The 15,965-nt window shown below is 48.9% G+C and carries 14 protein-coding genes and 2 pseudogenes; 15 read left to right on the top strand and 1 reads right to left on the bottom strand.

The genetic code is table 11. The annotated features are described in order from the left end of the window. Position 1 precedes the first annotated feature (1 nt). From ACUJFL_RS17280 to istB, 15 genes and pseudogenes are all read left to right on the top strand, one after another. Positions 2-661 (top strand): annotated as a pseudogene (locus ACUJFL_RS17280) (TonB-dependent receptor plug domain-containing protein); the annotation flags it as partial. Positions 662-778: 117 nt separating this feature from the next. Next, a complete protein-coding gene (locus ACUJFL_RS17285; protein ID WP_445425640.1) occupies positions 779-1,387 on the top strand; it encodes a TetR/AcrR family transcriptional regulator in 609 nt (202 codons plus the stop codon). Continuing rightward, positions 1,384-2,535 carry an efflux RND transporter periplasmic adaptor subunit gene (locus ACUJFL_RS17290; RefSeq protein ID WP_445425641.1) on the top strand — a complete coding sequence of 384 codons (1,152 nt, stop codon included), beginning with the start codon at positions 1,384-1,386 and terminating at the stop codon, positions 2,533-2,535. Before ACUJFL_RS17285 ends, ACUJFL_RS17290 begins: the two co-directional genes overlap by 4 nt. After that, positions 2,532-3,734 carry an ABC transporter permease gene (locus ACUJFL_RS17295; RefSeq protein ID WP_445425642.1) on the top strand — a complete coding sequence of 401 codons (1,203 nt, stop codon included), beginning with the start codon at positions 2,532-2,534 and terminating at the stop codon, positions 3,732-3,734. The genes ACUJFL_RS17290 and ACUJFL_RS17295 overlap by 4 nt, the downstream gene beginning before the upstream one ends. Before the next feature lies 1 nt (position 3,735). Then, positions 3,736-4,443: an ABC transporter ATP-binding protein gene (locus ACUJFL_RS17300; RefSeq protein WP_445425643.1), complete on the top strand. Its 708-nt coding sequence runs from the start codon at positions 3,736-3,738 to the stop codon at positions 4,441-4,443. Positions 4,444-4,753: 310 nt separating this feature from the next. Then, positions 4,754-5,791: an efflux RND transporter periplasmic adaptor subunit gene (locus ACUJFL_RS17305; protein WP_445425644.1), complete on the top strand. Its 1,038-nt coding sequence runs from the start codon at positions 4,754-4,756 to the stop codon at positions 5,789-5,791. A 12-nt stretch (positions 5,792-5,803) separates the two neighbouring features. Next, on the top strand, positions 5,804-9,052 hold the full coding sequence (locus ACUJFL_RS17310; RefSeq protein WP_445425645.1) for an efflux RND transporter permease subunit: 3,249 nt from the start codon (positions 5,804-5,806) through the stop codon (positions 9,050-9,052). A gap of 20 nt (positions 9,053-9,072) precedes the next feature. After that, on the top strand, positions 9,073-9,681 hold the full coding sequence (locus ACUJFL_RS17315) for an SAM-dependent methyltransferase (RefSeq protein ID WP_445428122.1): 609 nt from the start codon (positions 9,073-9,075) through the stop codon (positions 9,679-9,681). 71 nt (positions 9,682-9,752) lie between these two features. Then, positions 9,753-10,244, top strand: coding sequence for a Dps family protein (locus tag ACUJFL_RS17320; protein ID WP_445425647.1), 492 nt, complete (start codon positions 9,753-9,755; stop codon positions 10,242-10,244). A 57-nt stretch (positions 10,245-10,301) separates the two neighbouring features. After that, a complete protein-coding gene (locus tag ACUJFL_RS17325; protein WP_445425648.1) occupies positions 10,302-10,490 on the top strand; it encodes a hypothetical protein in 189 nt (62 codons plus the stop codon). Further along, a complete protein-coding gene (locus tag ACUJFL_RS17330; protein WP_445428123.1) occupies positions 10,477-11,586 on the top strand; it encodes an ATP-binding protein in 1,110 nt (369 codons plus the stop codon). The genes ACUJFL_RS17325 and ACUJFL_RS17330 overlap by 14 nt, the downstream gene beginning before the upstream one ends. Then, positions 11,583-12,104 carry a response regulator transcription factor gene (locus ACUJFL_RS17335; protein ID WP_445425650.1) on the top strand — a complete coding sequence of 174 codons (522 nt, stop codon included), beginning with the start codon at positions 11,583-11,585 and terminating at the stop codon, positions 12,102-12,104. The genes ACUJFL_RS17330 and ACUJFL_RS17335 overlap by 4 nt, the downstream gene beginning before the upstream one ends. Positions 12,105-12,214: 110 nt before the next feature. Next, positions 12,215-13,261: a TonB-dependent receptor plug domain-containing protein gene (locus ACUJFL_RS17340; protein ID WP_445425651.1), complete on the top strand. Its 1,047-nt coding sequence runs from the start codon at positions 12,215-12,217 to the stop codon at positions 13,259-13,261. Positions 13,262-13,405: 144 nt separating this feature from the next. After that, the gene (gene istA / locus ACUJFL_RS17345; protein ID WP_445425652.1) at positions 13,406-14,944 is read left to right on the top strand and encodes an IS21 family transposase; all 1,539 of its coding nucleotides are present in this window, start codon (positions 13,406-13,408) and stop codon (positions 14,942-14,944) included. 11 nt (positions 14,945-14,955) lie between these two features. Next, positions 14,956-15,702: an IS21-like element helper ATPase IstB gene (gene istB, locus ACUJFL_RS17350; protein ID WP_445425653.1), complete on the top strand. Its 747-nt coding sequence runs from the start codon at positions 14,956-14,958 to the stop codon at positions 15,700-15,702. 8 nt (positions 15,703-15,710) lie between these two features. On the opposite strand, the pseudogene ACUJFL_RS17355 reads toward istB, so the two are convergent. Beyond that, positions 15,711-15,950: pseudogene (locus tag ACUJFL_RS17355) on the bottom strand (transposase); the annotation flags it as partial. Positions 15,951-15,965 lie beyond the last annotated feature (15 nt).

Below are 15,965 nucleotides of genomic sequence, written 5' to 3' on the forward strand. Positions count from 1 at the left end.
GTGGAATGCATTAAGTGGCTCTTTAGGACTCACCTGGCAATTTGCTGATAGTTGGTTAGCGACCACACATCTGGCCAGGGGGTTCCGGGCGCCTTCTGTGTTTGATCTTTATGCTAAGGGCGTTCATGGCGGCGTGGCAGCCTATCAGCAGGGTAACCCCTTGCTTGAGCAGGAATATTCTTTCAACAAAGATGTCGGTATTCGTTATTTTACGCAGCGCGTTAATGTTTCATTTATTGTCTTTCATAACGCCATTGATGACTATATCTACCAAGCCAGGACCGCAGAGCTGCATGCACCATCTGGCCTACCTATTCATCAGCTTAAGCAGGGTGATGCTAAACTCTGGGGCAGTGAGATAGAGGCACAATGGCAGTTTACTGATAGCCTCAAACTTAAGGCAAACTATACCAAAATCAACAGTAAACTTAGCGATATTGGTACGGAGCTGCCGTTACTTCCTGCTGACAAAGTTCATGCAGAGCTGCTGTGGCAGCCAGAGACGTTACTGATTTTTCAGGCTGCAGAGCTGTATCTCAATACGCAATATTACGCAAAAAAACAAAGTGCCGGTGTTTACGAACCTTTTTCACAATACGATAGGTTACCGTTCGGCACTGCATCTACTGAAGCCTATGCACTTTGGAATGTCCAGCTATAGTGTCAGCCGCACTTTCACATTTCAAGACATCTTTAATTAGAACAACCTAAAATTTAAGTTTGCATTCTTAGCATTAGCAACTAAGATAGTAATTGATTACTATCTTAAGGATTCGCCATGAGTGAACCACGCAAACACCTACCCGCTGATGAGCGAAAGGCCGCAACGGTCGACGCCGTTTTGAGGTTAGCCGCAGAACAAAATCCCAGTGATATCACAACCTCTGCAATCGCCAAAAAAATGGGACTGACGCAAGGGGCCCTATTTCGACATTTCGCGACCAAGGACAGTATTCTGGAAGCGGTTATGGGTTGGGTAGCTGAGCGCTTGCTGTTAAGAATTGAGCAGGCTGCCGACAATAAGTCTTCGCCGTTAGTCGCACTTGAAGCAGTCTTTATGACACATATCCAGTTTGTAACAGAGCATCCGGGCGTTCCAAGATTATTGTTTGGCGAATTACAACGTCCGGGAGCAACACTGCCCAAAAAAATGACAACACGCTTACTGGCTAGATATAAAGATAGGATCACGCATCTGCTTAAGGCTGCCGTGACGCACGGCGCCTTGCCTCCGGAGCTGGATATTCAGAGCGCGGTAGTTCTCTTTATTGGCTCTATCCAGGGCTTGGTGATGCAGGCGCTTATTGCTGATGATATCAGTCTTATTAATCGTGATGCTGCCGGTGTGTTTGCGATATATAAGCGCGGGATCGGAGACAATACATGAGCATCTCGTCTTTAAAGACTAAACATCTTTTGCTGGTCGTAATGCTGTGTTCGTTAGTCGGTTTATTTTTCTTCGTCGCTTTAAGATCAGGGCCTCTCGCACCCATTGCAGTCACGCTAAGCACCGTGGAATCCAGATCAATTACACCCGAACTTACCGGCATAGGTAACGTTCAGGCTCGCTATACCTATAAAATTGGCCCTATCATCAACGGTAAGCTCCGCTCCATCAAAGTGAATGTTGGAGACACCGTCTATGCCGGACAAGTACTGGGAGAGATGGATACGATTGACCTTGATCAGAAAATCCAGGCTCAGGAAGCTGCGATTAAAACCGCTGAAGCAGCAGTGGTGCAAGCCGCGGCCAAAGAGGAGTATGCCAAAACTCAGGCGCGGCGCTATGAGCAACTGATATTAACCCGCGGAACCAGTGAAGAAATGTTGCTCTCAAAACAACAGGAGCTGGCCATCGCCAGTGCCACCCTGAGTGCCAGTTTGTCAGATCTTGCCCGCTTCCGCGCCGAAAAACAGGTCCTGATAGCACAACAACAAAATCTGGAGCTCGTTGCTTCAGCTGACGGACTGGTGGCAGCAAGAAACGCTGAGCCGGGCTCTACCGTGGTAGCCGGGCAAACCATTATCGAGCTCATTGACCCGGCCAGTTTATGGGTTAATACCCGGTTTGATCAGCATAGCGCCGAGGGATTAACCGCAGGACTGCAAGCCGAGATTATCTTGCGCTCCCGGCAATCTCAAACCTTGCCTGGCACGGTACTTTGGGTTGAACCCAAGGCGGATGCGGTGACTGAAGAAATGTTAGCCAAAATTATTTTTGCACAGCCACCTCTCCCTTTGCCGTCAGTAGGCGAATTAGCAGAAATCACTGTAAAACTTCCCGCCTTAGCTCCGGGCCCAAGTATCCCCATTGCCGCCATTCGTTCATTACAGGGACAACGCGGGGTATGGAAAGTGGATAATGATAACTTAGAGTTTGTACCGGTAATTTTGGGGAGAACCGATCTCGCTGGTCATGTGCAAGTGCTGCAAGGTTTAGAAATTGGCGACTCGGTCGTCGTTTATAGTGAAAAAACGCTCGGTTTTAACAGCAGAATCAAAGTCACTGAGGCGATACCGGGAGCGGGTCGTTGATTAGCCTGGCTGGCCGGGACATTCTGCACTCCTGGGGTAAATTTATTTTTACCGGTGCCGGACTTGGGCTATTAATTGGCGTAACGTTAATCATGGCAGGCGTCTATCGGGGTATGGTTAATGATGGTCGTGTGCTGTTAGATAATAGCGGTGCTGAGCTTTGGGTCGTGCAAAAGGATACCTTAGGGCCTTATGCTGAATCTTCCAGTTTGCCGGATGATTGGTGGCGCGCGATCAGAGGTATTCCGGGTGTATCTGAGGCCACCAATGTGACCTACCTGACGATGCAGGTACAAAAAGGTGAGCGTGATGTTCGGGTCATGGTGGTTGGTATTGCCCCGGATGGCCCCGGTACTGCCGGCTGGCCACCGCAACTTGTGGCGGGCAGGCATATCATCCGCAGTCATTATGAAGCTGTTGCGGATATCGCTTCCGGGTTTATGCTGGATGATGAAATAAAAATCCGCCGCAATTATTATCGCGTGGTTGGCCTAACCCGGCGCATGGTGTCATCCGGCGGGGATCCGATGATTTTTATCCCGCTTAAGGATGCGCAGGAAGCACAGTTTTTGAAAGACAATGATGCCATCTTAATGCAACGGCGCCGGACTGCCGACAATCCGATGTTTAACCGGCCAGCGACTCCGGGGTTATTGGAGTCCGTAGTGGAATCACAGCTGGTTAATCATTCCGTCAATGCGGTGTTGGTCCGCATTAAACCCGGCTATGATGCTGAGGACATCGCCGAATCCATCCGGCGCTGGAACAGGCTGACGGTGTATACCCGTCTGCAAATGGAAGAAATTCTCATCGGTAAGCTTATTGCCACCTCAGCACGCCAGATAGCAATGTTCCTGATGATTTTAGCGGTAGTCAGTGCAGCAATCGTTGCATTTATCATCTACACCCTGACCATGGATAAAATCCGCGAAATAGCGGTGTTAAAGCTTATCGGCACCCGTAACTGGACTATCGCCTGGATGATCTTACAGCAAGCACTGGTGCTCGGCGGTCTCGGATTTATTGTCGGTAAAATCACGGCAACCTTTGCTGCCCCGCTTTTCCCCAAATATGTTCTGCTGCTGCCGCTGGATTCTGTTATCGGTTTCTTTGTGGTAATGCTGATCTGTGTATTGTCCAGTCTGGTGGCGATCAGAATGGCGCTTCAAGTCGATCCGGCAGAAGCGATTGGAGGTTAAAATGCCCACACAAGGCATTCATATTGAAGGACTCAGCAAACAGTACGGCACCGGTGATACTGCATTCCTGGCACTTAAAAATGTTAATATGCGAGTTGCTCCCGGTGAAGTCGTCGGCTTAATCGGGCCTTCCGGTTCGGGTAAAAGTACGTTATTGAAGTGTCTGGGAGCGGTAATCGATCCAACTGCGGGACGAATAGCCCTGGGTGATAAAGTGATTTTTGACGGGCGCTGGCAGGTTAAGGATCTGCGAGCATTACGCCGCGATAAAATCGGTTTTGTCTTTCAGGCACCGTACTTAATTCCATTTCTCGATGTTTTGGATAACGTTGCCTTACTGCCTATGCTGGCCGGTATGGACAATATCACCGCTAGGAAACACGCCATGGCGCTACTAACTGCGTTGGATGTGCAACATCGGGCTCATGCCATGCCATCTCAGTTATCAGGTGGTGAACAACAGCGCGTTGCCATTGCCCGTGGATTAGTGAACAAACCGCCGGTAATCCTGGCCGATGAACCGACTGCCCCCCTCGATTCTGTCAGGGCACTGTCCGTAATACGGATGCTCAACGAGATGGCTAAACGTTTTCAAACAGCGGTGATTGTGGTGACCCATGACGAAAAAATCATTCCAACCTTTAAACGGATTTACCATATTCGAGATGGGGTGACGCATGAGGAAGTCGGTGAAGGCAGAGCGTTTTGATTTATCTGAGCTCAGGCATCCTGACTCAACAGGTGCAAAACAATCTGGTTGATGACATGACCGAATTATCAGCAGATATGCAAACCGCGGTTTGTTCAGCATGCACTGTTGCATTAACAATGATTGCTGCATTAGCCTTTTTTGCGTTAATTTTAGACAGATTTTTGGACATATGGCTCATGAACTGATTGACGAAGAGTCTGTTTGTAAGTTAATAACTTTATTATTTTTCCCTAAAGTATAATTCGTCTGGTTTAAATTTGATAATAACCTGGTTATTAAACATTTATTCTCTTAGTAGGGGTAAACAATGTATTCGCTACGCAATCTCGCTATCTCGCTTATAGTGTTCTTGTTTACACCTGTTCAGGCGCAAACCTGGTTTACGGTTCAGCAGCAAACTCTTCCACAATGGCTAACACTGCCTGTAACAATCGAAGCCATCTCGTCCGCGACAGTCTCAGCACAAACCTCGGGACGTATCACTGAGCTTCCTTATGATGTGAATGATATGGTCTTACAAGGCGCCATCATCGTGCGCTTTACTGATATCGAACAGCAAGCGAGGTTTAAACAAGCTCAGGCGCAAGCCAACGAAACCCAAACCCGGCTTGATGAAATGCAAAAAGAGCAACAGCGGATCACGGAACTACATGAACAAGGGCTGGTCGCTAAATCCGCTCTGGATCAGGCCAATGCTAACTTCGCCGCTGCCAAAGCAAGACATCAACAAGCACAGGCAGCATTAATGGCGGCAGCTGAACAACTGGAACAAACCGTGGTGCGCGCTCCGTATACTGGCATTGTCCAGCAACGTTTTGTCGAGTTAGGTGAACTGGCTAATCCCGGACAACCTTTAATTCGGGGATTAAGTCTGGAGCACTTGCGAATAAGTGGCCAACTCTCGCAGCAACACGTGGCTGCAGCCCAGCAAGTCACTATGGCACAATTGGTTGCGCAGGATGGCACGGTACTTCCACTTAACAACATCCAACTTAAAATCGCTCCGGAAGCTGATCGGCTTGGCCATAGCTTTTTATTCCGGCTTGATTTACCTCAGGGTGATTATCGAGAACATGGTCTTTATCCTGGAAGTTGGCATCGTTTGAAGCTAAAAATAGCAGAGCACACTATGTTGGTTATCCCCAAGCTCGCGCTAGTAAAACGGGGCGAAATGCTAGCCGTGTGGTTAGCCTCTCCTAGTGGTCGCATCTTACAGCCGGTCCGGGTAAAGGAGTTGCCTGATAGTACACTACAAGTCCTGTCCGGTTTGGTAGCAGGCGATCGAGTTATAGCCAATGCGTCACTGCCTGCAACGGGTCAACAACCCTCAGCGATAATGGAATAGCAGGAGTTTGGCATGACTAAATCGCTTGGTATTGCCGGTCAGCTGGCCCGTTTTTTTAGAGTAAATCAACTTACGCCTTTGTTGGCATTGGTCGGTTTTTTACTTGGTGCCTTCGCCGTTTGGGTGACCCCACGCGAGGAAGAGCCACAAATTGAAGTCACCTTCGCCAATGTCTTTATCGCCTATCCCGGCGCCAGTGCCGCCATGGTGGAAAAACAGGTCGCTGTGCCTGCCGAGAAAATCGTTGCTGAAATTGCCGGTATTGAACATATCTATTCGGTATCTGAACCCGGCATGGCCGTCTTGACCGTGCAATTTAAAGTCGGTGAGCACCGCACCGATGCACTAGTTCGTCTTTATAATGCTTTTTATGCTAATTCAGACTGGCAACCTGCAGATAGCCGTATTGGCCCGGTTTTAATTAAACCTAAAGGAATAGATGATGTGCCCGTATTTGCGGTCACGCTGTGGGGAGATCGCGAGACGGTTACTCACAGCCAACTCAGTGCTGCGGCACGAAGTTTGGCTGAACAACTACAGCAAGTACCGGGCACCCGAGATATTTATCCGATAGGTGATACCCAGGATTCACTGTTAGTGCGTTTTAGTGTCGCGCAGCTGGCAGCCTACCAGCTTGACCTGGCCAGTGTTAAGGCTGCGTTATTACAAAGCCAGGGGCTTAGCCAGCAAATGGGCATGCTGGAGCAGGAGCAACAGATTTTATTAGAATCCGGCCACCCGCTGCGAACGCCTGAAGACGTAGCCGGGCTTATTATCGCCGTCAGACAAACCGAAAACGGCAAAGTACCGGTGTATTTAGGTGACGTTGCTGACATTACTCTTGCACCTGCTGAACCAACCAGCTATGTGCAACATATCGTGCACGCTGATAGAAGCGATATCAGCGCAGGATCTGACGACACTCAACTACACCAATACCCTGCAGTCACCTTGTATGTGTCCAAACAACCGGGCGTGAATGCGGTTGAAGTGACTCAGGCCATTGAACGGCGGCTGATAGCATTGAGTGACGATTACATGACGCATGGTGTGCGCTACACGGTTAGTCGAAACTATGGCGAGACCGCGAAAGCCAAGGCCGACACCCTGATTAAAAAATTGTTATTCGCCACGCTTTCAGTCGTACTGTTGGTTGGCTTTGCTCTTGGCTGGCGAGAAGCCTTCGTGGTTGGTATGGCGGTGATTATTACCCTGGCTCTGACACTTTTTGCGTCCTGGGCTTACGGCTTTACCTTAAACCGGGTGTCACTGTTCGCCTTAATTTTCTCGATCGGCATTCTAGTCGATGATGCCATCGTTGTGGTGGAAAACCTGCATCGCTATTGGTTGGAGGGTAAGCAAAGTCTGCTAGAGGCCATTCCTAAAGCAGTTGATGAGGTTGGTGCTCCGACCATCCTTGCAACTTTTACCGTAGTCGCGGCGCTGTTGCCGATGGCCTTCGTGTCGGGTTTGATGGGACCTTATATGAGCCCGATCCCGATTAACGCCAGTATGGGAATGTTGTTGTCGTTACTGGTCGCCTTTATCTTCACGCCTTGGTTATTTTATAAAGTGTTTGCTAATTATCAGCCGAAGGACGCACATCACGACACCTCAACCGCTGGCAGTGAGCGGCTATTTAAGCGGCTGATGTCACCTTTTTTAGACCAACAGAAGGGTAAACGTAATCGGTTACTGATGTTATTAGCGCTACTTATTGCGATATTCAGTTCAATGTTGTTAGTACAACAACAAGCTGTAGTGCTAAAAATGCTACCTTTTGATAATAAATCCGAGTTTCAAATCATTGTTGACTTACCTGAAGGTAGCACCCTTGAGCAAACGCAGCGAGTGCTTAACGACATCAGCCAGCAATTACTACAACATCCTGCGGTCGCGCATTTACAAACTTATGCCGGTACAGCGGCACCGATTAGTTTCAACGGCTTGGTCCGGCAATATTATTTACGCCAACAGCCGTGGCATGGCGATATTCAGGTTAACCTTTATCCGCACACAGCGCGTGATCAGCAAAGTCATACCATCGCCTTGCAAATTCGCGAACAGCTTTCACAGATCATGGTGCCAGAAGGCAGTAGCATAAAATTGGTCGAAGTCCCACCCGGGCCACCGGTGATGGCACCTCTGGTAGCCGAAGTGTACGCCGCAGACTATGCCACCCAGTTAGCTATTGCTACTGAGCTCAAACAATTCTTCGCCAAAACTCGCCATGTTACCGACATTGATTCAACTCAGGAAGCCGCCCAGACCCGTTGGTTGTTCCAGATTGATCAACAAAAAGCGGCTTTACTCGGCGTGGCGGTTAGTGACATTAATCAAAGCATTCAACTTGCCATCAGCGGTCAGGCTGCCGGGTATTTATACTCAGCACAGCACTATCAACTCACACCGATTTCGCTGCGCTTAGCCGAGGCTGAGCTAGCAGACTTAACACAATTATTGCAGTTACCCATTGCGACAAGAGATGGTACCACTTTGCCACTAGGTGAGTTGCTCCGCATTGAAACCACATCAAGACAACAAACAATTTATCGGAAAGACTTGCGACCGGTCGTCTTTGTCACTGCGGATCTAGCCGGTGGCAGCGACAGCCCGTTGTATGGCATGCTCGAAATCAGTAAGCACCTGAAGCAGCAACGCCCTGATCTCAAGCAGCACTTTATCGCCCCACCCCAGGCATCTACCCAACCTGGCATAAAATGGAACGGTGAATGGCAAATAACCTATGAAACCTTTCGCGATATGGGATTAGCCTATGCGGTGGGATTAGTGCTGATTTATCTATTAGTCGTGGCACAATTTAAATCTTACGGTGTGCCGCTGATTATTATGGCGCCCATTCCGCTAACCTTAATTGGGATATTGCCAGGACATTGGATAATGCAACAAGCCTTCACCGCCACATCGATGATTGGCATGATTGCCCTTGCCGGCATTATTGTCCGAAACTCAATCTTGCTGGTGGACTATATTCAGCAGCAAACTGTAGCGGGTACCGCACTGAAAATCGCTGTTATTCATGCTTCCGCCGTGCGGGCCCGCCCAATCATTCTAACTGGATTGGCAGCCATGTTGGGCGCGTTCTTTATTTTGGACGACCCCATTTTTGGTGGCCTAGCAGTATCATTAATCTTTGGTATTTTTATCTCCACCTTACTGACCTTAGTGGTCATCCCGGTGGTTTTTTATGCTTATCATTTTGACCCGCAGTCTGCTGAGCTCGGGATTAAGTCGTCGTAATAAAGTTAAAAAGGAAAGATATGTCCGGTTCTACATTTTGGGATGAGCGCTATGCTCAGGAAAACTATGTGTATGGCGAAATGCCAAATGACTTTTTGGTCAGTCAGATAGCTAGAATCAAGCCAAATTCAAAAGTGCTGTGTTTAGCCGAGGGTGAAGGACGAAATGCCGTTTATCTGGCGCAATTAGGTCATGATGTGACCGCCGTCGATATCTCAATGGTGGCATTGGATAAAGGTCGCCGACTGGCAGACAAAGCCGGCGTAAAGGTACGCTGGCAACAGGGTGACTTGGCGAACTATGCGCTTGGTGAAGAGAAATGGGATCTTATCGTCGCTATTTTTATGCATTTACCAGAAGCCATCCGGGATCGGGTATTTGCGCAAATTAAAACAGCGCTGCGACCTGACGGGCTTTTTATTGGCGAGTTTTACCGACCTGAACAACTAAGTTTTAAAACCGGTGGCCCACAGGATATTAAGATGCTGTATAGCCTTTGTATGCTCGATGAACAGCTCAAAGGCCTGACCATGTCACATCTACAGGCATGTGAACGGGAAGTGGTCGAAGGCACCGGACACAATGGCATGGCCGCGGTCTGTCAGGTGGTAGCGGTAAAGCCTCAATAATCAATGATAGTGCCGGAGTGGCGACTAAAACGGTTATTTTTATGTATGTCGGAAAAAACAAGGAAAACACGATGAGTAATGAAAAAGCTGGATTACAGAATCCTGATATTGGGATCAGTGACGAACACCGTAAGCAAATTGCAGCGGGTCTGTCAAAATTACTGGCCGATAGCTACACGCTTTATCTGATGACGCATAATTTTCACTGGAATGTGACAGGTCCGCAATTTAATGGCCTGCACAATATGTTTATGGAGCAATATACCGAGCAGTGGAATGCGCTGGATGATATCGCAGAGCGGATCAGAGCCTTAGGACATCCTGCACCAGGGACTTATAAACAATTCTCTAAGTTAGCCAGCTTTGAAGAAATCGAGGGCGTACCAAGCGCTAATGAAATGTTGCAGCATCTGGTTAAGGCGCAAGAGGCAACCGCCAGAACAGCCCGCTCATTATTTGCGCTTGTCGAAGAGGCTAATGACCAACCTACAGCAGATATTATAACGCAACGCTTGAATGTGCATGAGAAAACGGCTTGGATGTTGCGTAGTATGCTGCCTTAAATAATTCTAGCCAGCACTGTGCAAACAACAGCAAAGGCTCTAATACCGGAGCTGAAAATGAAAGCGAATAATCTATTATCCAACCTGCAAGTGCCCCCCTCGGCTTTCTGGCAGCTGATGAGCTTTAGGGTCGTTGTGCTGACGATCCTGTTGCTATTATCAGTAACAGGTTGGTTGCTAGATTTTCCGGTTACCTCCTGGGGTGCCTGCCATATCTCTTGTGTTGTTAAACTTGCTGGCGACTAACCTGGCGCTGCCACTGCTACCTGTAAGCTGGCAGAGCACCCGGCAAATTTTAGTGCTGGGTATCGCGCTAGATTTTCTGGCGATTTTTGTATTGCTGCTGTTGTCCGGCGGAGCCAGTAATGGCTTTATTGCATTGCTATTGCTGCCCGTCGCAGTAACGACTGTACTGCTGCCGGCGTGGATTGGCTATATCTTTGCCTTCACAGCGATCAGCTTTTATGGTGTATTGCTCTGGCTGGGCGATTTAACGGCGTTGGTTCAATCCGACATGGCGCTTGGCCATCACACCTTGCACCAAGAAGTATTACAACCGTTCACCCAACACATGTGGCATATGTGGTGTGCTTTTAGCATTTCGGCGATTCTACTCAGCTGGTTTCTAAGCCACCAAACTAGCCTCATTCGCCAGAAATCGCAGCAACTTAATACACTACAGCAAAATCAGTTACGTCAGGAAAAAGCGCTGGCGATTGCCACTTACGCTGCGAATGCCGCCCATGATCTGGCCTCCCCTATTCAAAACTTACTGTTGTTAACCGATGAGGTCGCCAGTGAACTGCGGCATCCGGCCTTAGCGGACATGCTGCAACAGCTCAAACGCTGCCAGCAAATTATTGATGAACTTCGAAAAAGCGCCGGAGATTGGCGTAGTCTCGATGCAGCAGAGCTGTACCCGGTGCTGCAGCAAAGCTTACAATCCTGGGCTGTCACCCGACCGGAACTCCAGGTTGAGCTGACCCAATCCAGTGATCAAAGTCACTGCCGGATCATGGAAGCGACCGCAGTGGCCTCAGCGGTGTTCCAGATCCTGGAGAATGCTGCTGCTGCCAGCATCCTGAACCAGCAGCCCCGATTAAAACTCAGTTTGCAGTTAAAACAACAACAACTGCGTTTGCAAATTACCGATTTTGGAGAGGGATTATCCGAGCAACGGTTAGCCGAATTGGGGCATTACCCTTTACAAAGTGAACATGGCCTCGGTTGGGGGCAATTTCTGGCTAACATCTCTATCGAACGCTTAGGTGGTCAGGTGCAGCGCCGCAACCTGCCACAAGGCGGTATGGAAACGCTGATTACATTTAAAGATCAAGAATGATGAGAAAATTTGTTCTGGTAGATGACGATAGTACCTTACTCGGCACCTTGCAGCGACGCCTTAGCCAACCAGACTGGCAGTTAGTTTGTTTTGCCGGGCCGGTTAGTATAGATCAACTGATTAGCGAACAGGCGCAGTTATATCTACTGGATTTGCGCTTTGGGCAGCAATCCGGTCTGGAGTTTATCCGGCCACTGCGCCAAGCATTACCCGATTGCCGAATTATTGTGCTGACCGGCTATGCCAGTATTAACACTGCGGTGCAAGCAGTAAAGCTGGGGGCCGATGACTATCTGACTAAACCTGTCGATTTTCAGGTGCTGAAACAAAGCCTGTTTGGCCCGACCGAGCCCGAAATCAAAACGGCCGACAGCGGTTTTTTATCTGCAGAACAAATTGAATGGGAACATATCCAACGGGTACTGGCCGAACACGATGGCAATATTTCACAAACCGCGCAAAGTTTGGGGATGCACCGCCGCACCTTGCAACGTAAATTACTGAAACACCGTCCGTAATAAAGCAACGCAAGCTGTCTGTCGTTGCTGCGACAATTTGTCGCATTAACCTACGCGACCAAAATTATTACCATTAACCTTAACTGCTTAGCTCAATTTAAGGTTAACCCATGATATTAAAGCCCTGCGCTTTTGCTGTGTCCTCTGCACTTTCAAGCTGTGCTTTCGCGTTGATATTAAGTTATTCCACCACGCTGCAGGCAGCAGAGATCGAGCATATTCAGGTGGCAGGACAGGCGTTACCGAAAAAATCAGCCCAGGCAGCTTCGGCAGAAGACATAAAAAATCGACTGGCCGCCACCAGTGATACCGCGTCAATACTCAGTCAGTTTGCCGGGGTCAGTATTAAACAGGCTGGTGCCGTATCAGGTTTACCCAGTATTCGCGGTTTGGCGGACGACCGGTTGCGGATCCAGGTTGATGGTATGGATCTGGTCTCTGCCTGCCCGAATCATATGAACCCGCCGCTGTCTTATCTGGCGCCATCGGACATCGGTAAAATTCAGGTCTTTGCCGGTGTCACGCCGGTGAGCCTGGGTGGTGATAGTATTGGCGGCAGCATTATCAGCGAATCCACACCAGTCGAGTTTGCTGACAGCGCGACTTTTGCCGGCAGTAGCGGTGCCTTTTACCGCAGTAATAATCAGGCAAGGGGCGGCAATCTGAAGCTAAGCTACAGCGACTCGCAACATTTTGCCAGCTATAGCGGCAACTGGAGCCGGGGCAATAACTACCGTGCTGCTGCAGATTTTAAAACGCAAACCGCCACAGGCCGCCCTGGCCATAACCTGCCGCTGAATGAGGTCGCCTCCACGGCCTTTGAAACGCAGAATCATCAGCTGCGGCTGGCTTACCAGCAAACCGATGATCAGTTTGAAGTACAGCTGGGCTATCAGGCGATGCCCTATCAGGGATTTGCTAACCAGCGTATGGACTTGCTGGATAATCAGCAACTGCGGCTTAACCTGAGCTGGCAGCGCGATACCCACTGGGGGCAGTTAAAAAGCCGGATCTATCAGGAAAAAGTCGAGCACTATATGGATTTTGGGCCGGATCGCCAGTTCTGGTATGGCAGTCTGGCCGTGATGGGACAATGCATGTTTCGGATGAATCCGAACACTGATTTCGGTTCAATCCGATCACTCATTTCGGTTTAATCCGATCGCTTGTTTCGGTTTAATCCGATCACTTTTAGCCCTTTTCCGAAATAGCTGATCGGAATGCCGAAATGCCATTCTTTTTCTAATCAAATCAACTGGTAAGCTCTACCTAATTTTAATTAACTTAGGTAGGCGTTGACCATGGCTAGAAAGAGAACAGACATGAGCAAAATTAAAGACATTTTGAGGCTTCGTTTTAACGCTGGACTCAGTTTAAGAGACATCAGCAAGTGTTGCGCTGTTGGCCCTGCCACTGTTAGCGAAATCTTGTCACGTTTTGCAGCTAGCGGCTTAAGTTGGCCTTTGGGCGAAGAAACCAGTGATACTGAACTGGAAAAAGCCGTCTATAAGGGCAAAAACACCTCTCGGCATAAACGCCAACCAGACTTCGTTTGCATGCATCAGGAGCTAAAGCGCAAAGGCATGACGAAGCTGTTGTTATGGCAGGAATATCGTGATTTGGATCCCGCTACGGCCTATGGTTACACACAATATTGTGAGCACTATCAAACGTGGCTTAAAAGCCTCAAGCGAAGCATGCGGCAGCTTCACATCGCCGGTGACAAGTTGTTTATTGATTACTGCGGCCCAACCGTGGCCATTCTTAACCCTGATACCGGCGAGATTGGCTTTTTTGCGCAAATCTTCGTTGCGACCTTGGGTGCCTCTAATTACACCTATGTTGAAGCAGGACGCTCTCAGCAGCTGGAGGACTGGATCATGGCTCATACTCGTGCCTTCCAGTTCTTTGGGGGGATCCCGCGTTTGTTAGTGCCAGATAATCTGCGTTCAGCAGTCACCAAAACCCATCGTTACATGCCTGTTATCAATGAAAATTATGCTCGAATGGCACGGCATTATGGCACCGCCGTCATGCCCGCGAGGCCCTATAAACCCAAAGATAAATCAAAAGCTGAAAACGCGGTCTTGATTGTTGAACGCTGGATCCTCATGCGTTTACGCCATGAATACTTTTATACACTCAGCAGTTTGAATCAGCGGATCCGCGAGCTGTTGCATGATCTTCATCATCGTCAGCAACGCGTACATCCAGGCTCTCGTTATGAACTTTACACTCGGTTTGATAAGCCTGCGTTGATGCCATTACCGGCCTATCCTTACGAGTACATCGATAGCAAGCAAGCGCGTGTCGGGCCTGACTATCATGTGTTGTATGCAAAACACGCTTACTCCGTCCCACATAATCTGGTCAGCCATACCGTCACTGTGGAAGCGACCGCGCAAATCATCTGCGTGTACTACCAAGGAAAAGTGGTGGCCCAGCACCCCAGAAGACATCAAGACGGAGGGTTTACTACCGTCAAAGAGCATATGCCTGATGCGCATATCAAACAGCGCTGGAGCGCGGAAAGATTACTGAGTTGGGCTGACAGCATAGGCAATGGCGTCAGGGCAGTCATCAGCTTCCAGCTTGAACGACGCCAACATCCTGAGCAGGCGATTAAAAGCTGCCTTGCAATCCTAAGCTTGGCTAAAAAGTATAGTAACGACAGGCTTGAAGCGGCTAGCCAACGAGCTCTGCTACTGGAGCAGCCCTACCTTAAAGTCATTACAAACCTGCTGGTGAATAACAAAGAACGCATCGGCATTGCCACTACAGCAGAGGCTACACCACCGCTGACCCACCACAACATCCGTGGTCCACGTTATTATCAATAAGGAGAACTGAGATGAGTTTATCGACATTACATGAGCAACTGCGTGCGTTGAGGCTTGGCCATTTTACTCAAGCATTACAACAGCAACAGACGCAACCGGCTACTTACTCTGACATGAGCTTCGAAGAGCGATTAGGCTTGCTGGCAACACATGAGCTACTGTGCCGTGACAATACCAAAGTGCAGCGATTGGCTCGCCAGGCTAAGTTACGGGTGGATGCCCGAGCTAACCATATAGACTATCGAGCGAGTCGAGGGCTTAAAAAAGATAAAGTGGCCGCCTTACTCAGCGGTCAATATCTGCACTACAACCAGAATATTATCCTAACGGGGGCAACGGGCTGCGGTAAAACGTATCTGGCCTGCGCGCTGGCTACACAAGCGTGTGATCAGCATCACAGCGTACGTTGTTACCGGCTCGGTGAGCTGTTAGATGAGCTACATATCGGCCATGCCGACGGCTCATACCGCCAACAACTGAGCACCTTGGCTAAACGTAAACTACTCATTCTAGACGATTGGGGCATGGAAGCACTAACAGCGCGACAGGCTAACGACTTGTTGGATGTGATGGAAATACGCTACCAGCAGTCAAGCACCATTATCGCCAGTCAAATACCGGCCAGTGAGTGGTACAAACTGATCCCAAGCCCGACAATCGCTGATGCACTATTAGATAGGCTATTACACAACAGTCACCGAATAGAATTAACAGGAGAGTCGATGAGAAAACTAGACCAATCCGATCACTTAGCGTAAAACTATAGTTATGAAAAAGAACGGCTAACGAGTGATCGGATAACACCGGGATCGCTGTTCGGAATCACCGAAATACGCATCAGGTTGTATGCCAAGATGTGTAAGCTGATTTCAGTACTGACATTTGTAAATCGCCGCATTAGAAAGTGAGTGGCACCCATCCACATTTTTATTGTCCCAAACGGGTGCTCCACGGTTTGTTTTCGTATCGTAGCCGTTTGTGGTGCAGCATCTAACTTAGCCTGCATGTCAGAAATATGTAA

Source organism: Alishewanella sp. HL-SH05 (assembly GCF_052655985.1).

Excerpts from the sequence above, each read along its gene's own strand:
- ACUJFL_RS17315 (WP_445428122.1), top strand. The coding sequence starts at position 9,073 with ATGTCCGGTTCTACATTTTGGGATGAGCGCTATGCTCAGGAAAACTAT.
- ACUJFL_RS17310 (WP_445425645.1), top strand. The coding sequence starts at position 5,804 with ATGACTAAATCGCTTGGTATTGCCGGTCAGCTGGCCCGTTTTTTTAGA.
- ACUJFL_RS17320 (WP_445425647.1), top strand. The coding sequence starts at position 9,753 with ATGAGTAATGAAAAAGCTGGATTACAGAATCCTGATATTGGGATCAGT.
- ACUJFL_RS17305 (WP_445425644.1), top strand. The coding sequence starts at position 4,754 with ATGTATTCGCTACGCAATCTCGCTATCTCGCTTATAGTGTTCTTGTTT.
- ACUJFL_RS17290 (WP_445425641.1), top strand. The coding sequence starts at position 1,384 with ATGAGCATCTCGTCTTTAAAGACTAAACATCTTTTGCTGGTCGTAATG.
- ACUJFL_RS17340 (WP_445425651.1), top strand. The coding sequence starts at position 12,215 with ATGATATTAAAGCCCTGCGCTTTTGCTGTGTCCTCTGCACTTTCAAGC.
- ACUJFL_RS17285 (WP_445425640.1), top strand. The coding sequence starts at position 779 with ATGAGTGAACCACGCAAACACCTACCCGCTGATGAGCGAAAGGCCGCA.
- ACUJFL_RS17335 (WP_445425650.1), top strand. The coding sequence starts at position 11,583 with ATGATGAGAAAATTTGTTCTGGTAGATGACGATAGTACCTTACTCGGC.
- ACUJFL_RS17325 (WP_445425648.1), top strand. The coding sequence starts at position 10,302 with ATGAAAGCGAATAATCTATTATCCAACCTGCAAGTGCCCCCCTCGGCT.
- ACUJFL_RS17300 (WP_445425643.1), top strand. The coding sequence starts at position 3,736 with ATGCCCACACAAGGCATTCATATTGAAGGACTCAGCAAACAGTACGGC.
- istA (WP_445425652.1), top strand. The coding sequence starts at position 13,406 with ATGGCTAGAAAGAGAACAGACATGAGCAAAATTAAAGACATTTTGAGG.
- istB (WP_445425653.1), top strand. The coding sequence starts at position 14,956 with ATGAGTTTATCGACATTACATGAGCAACTGCGTGCGTTGAGGCTTGGC.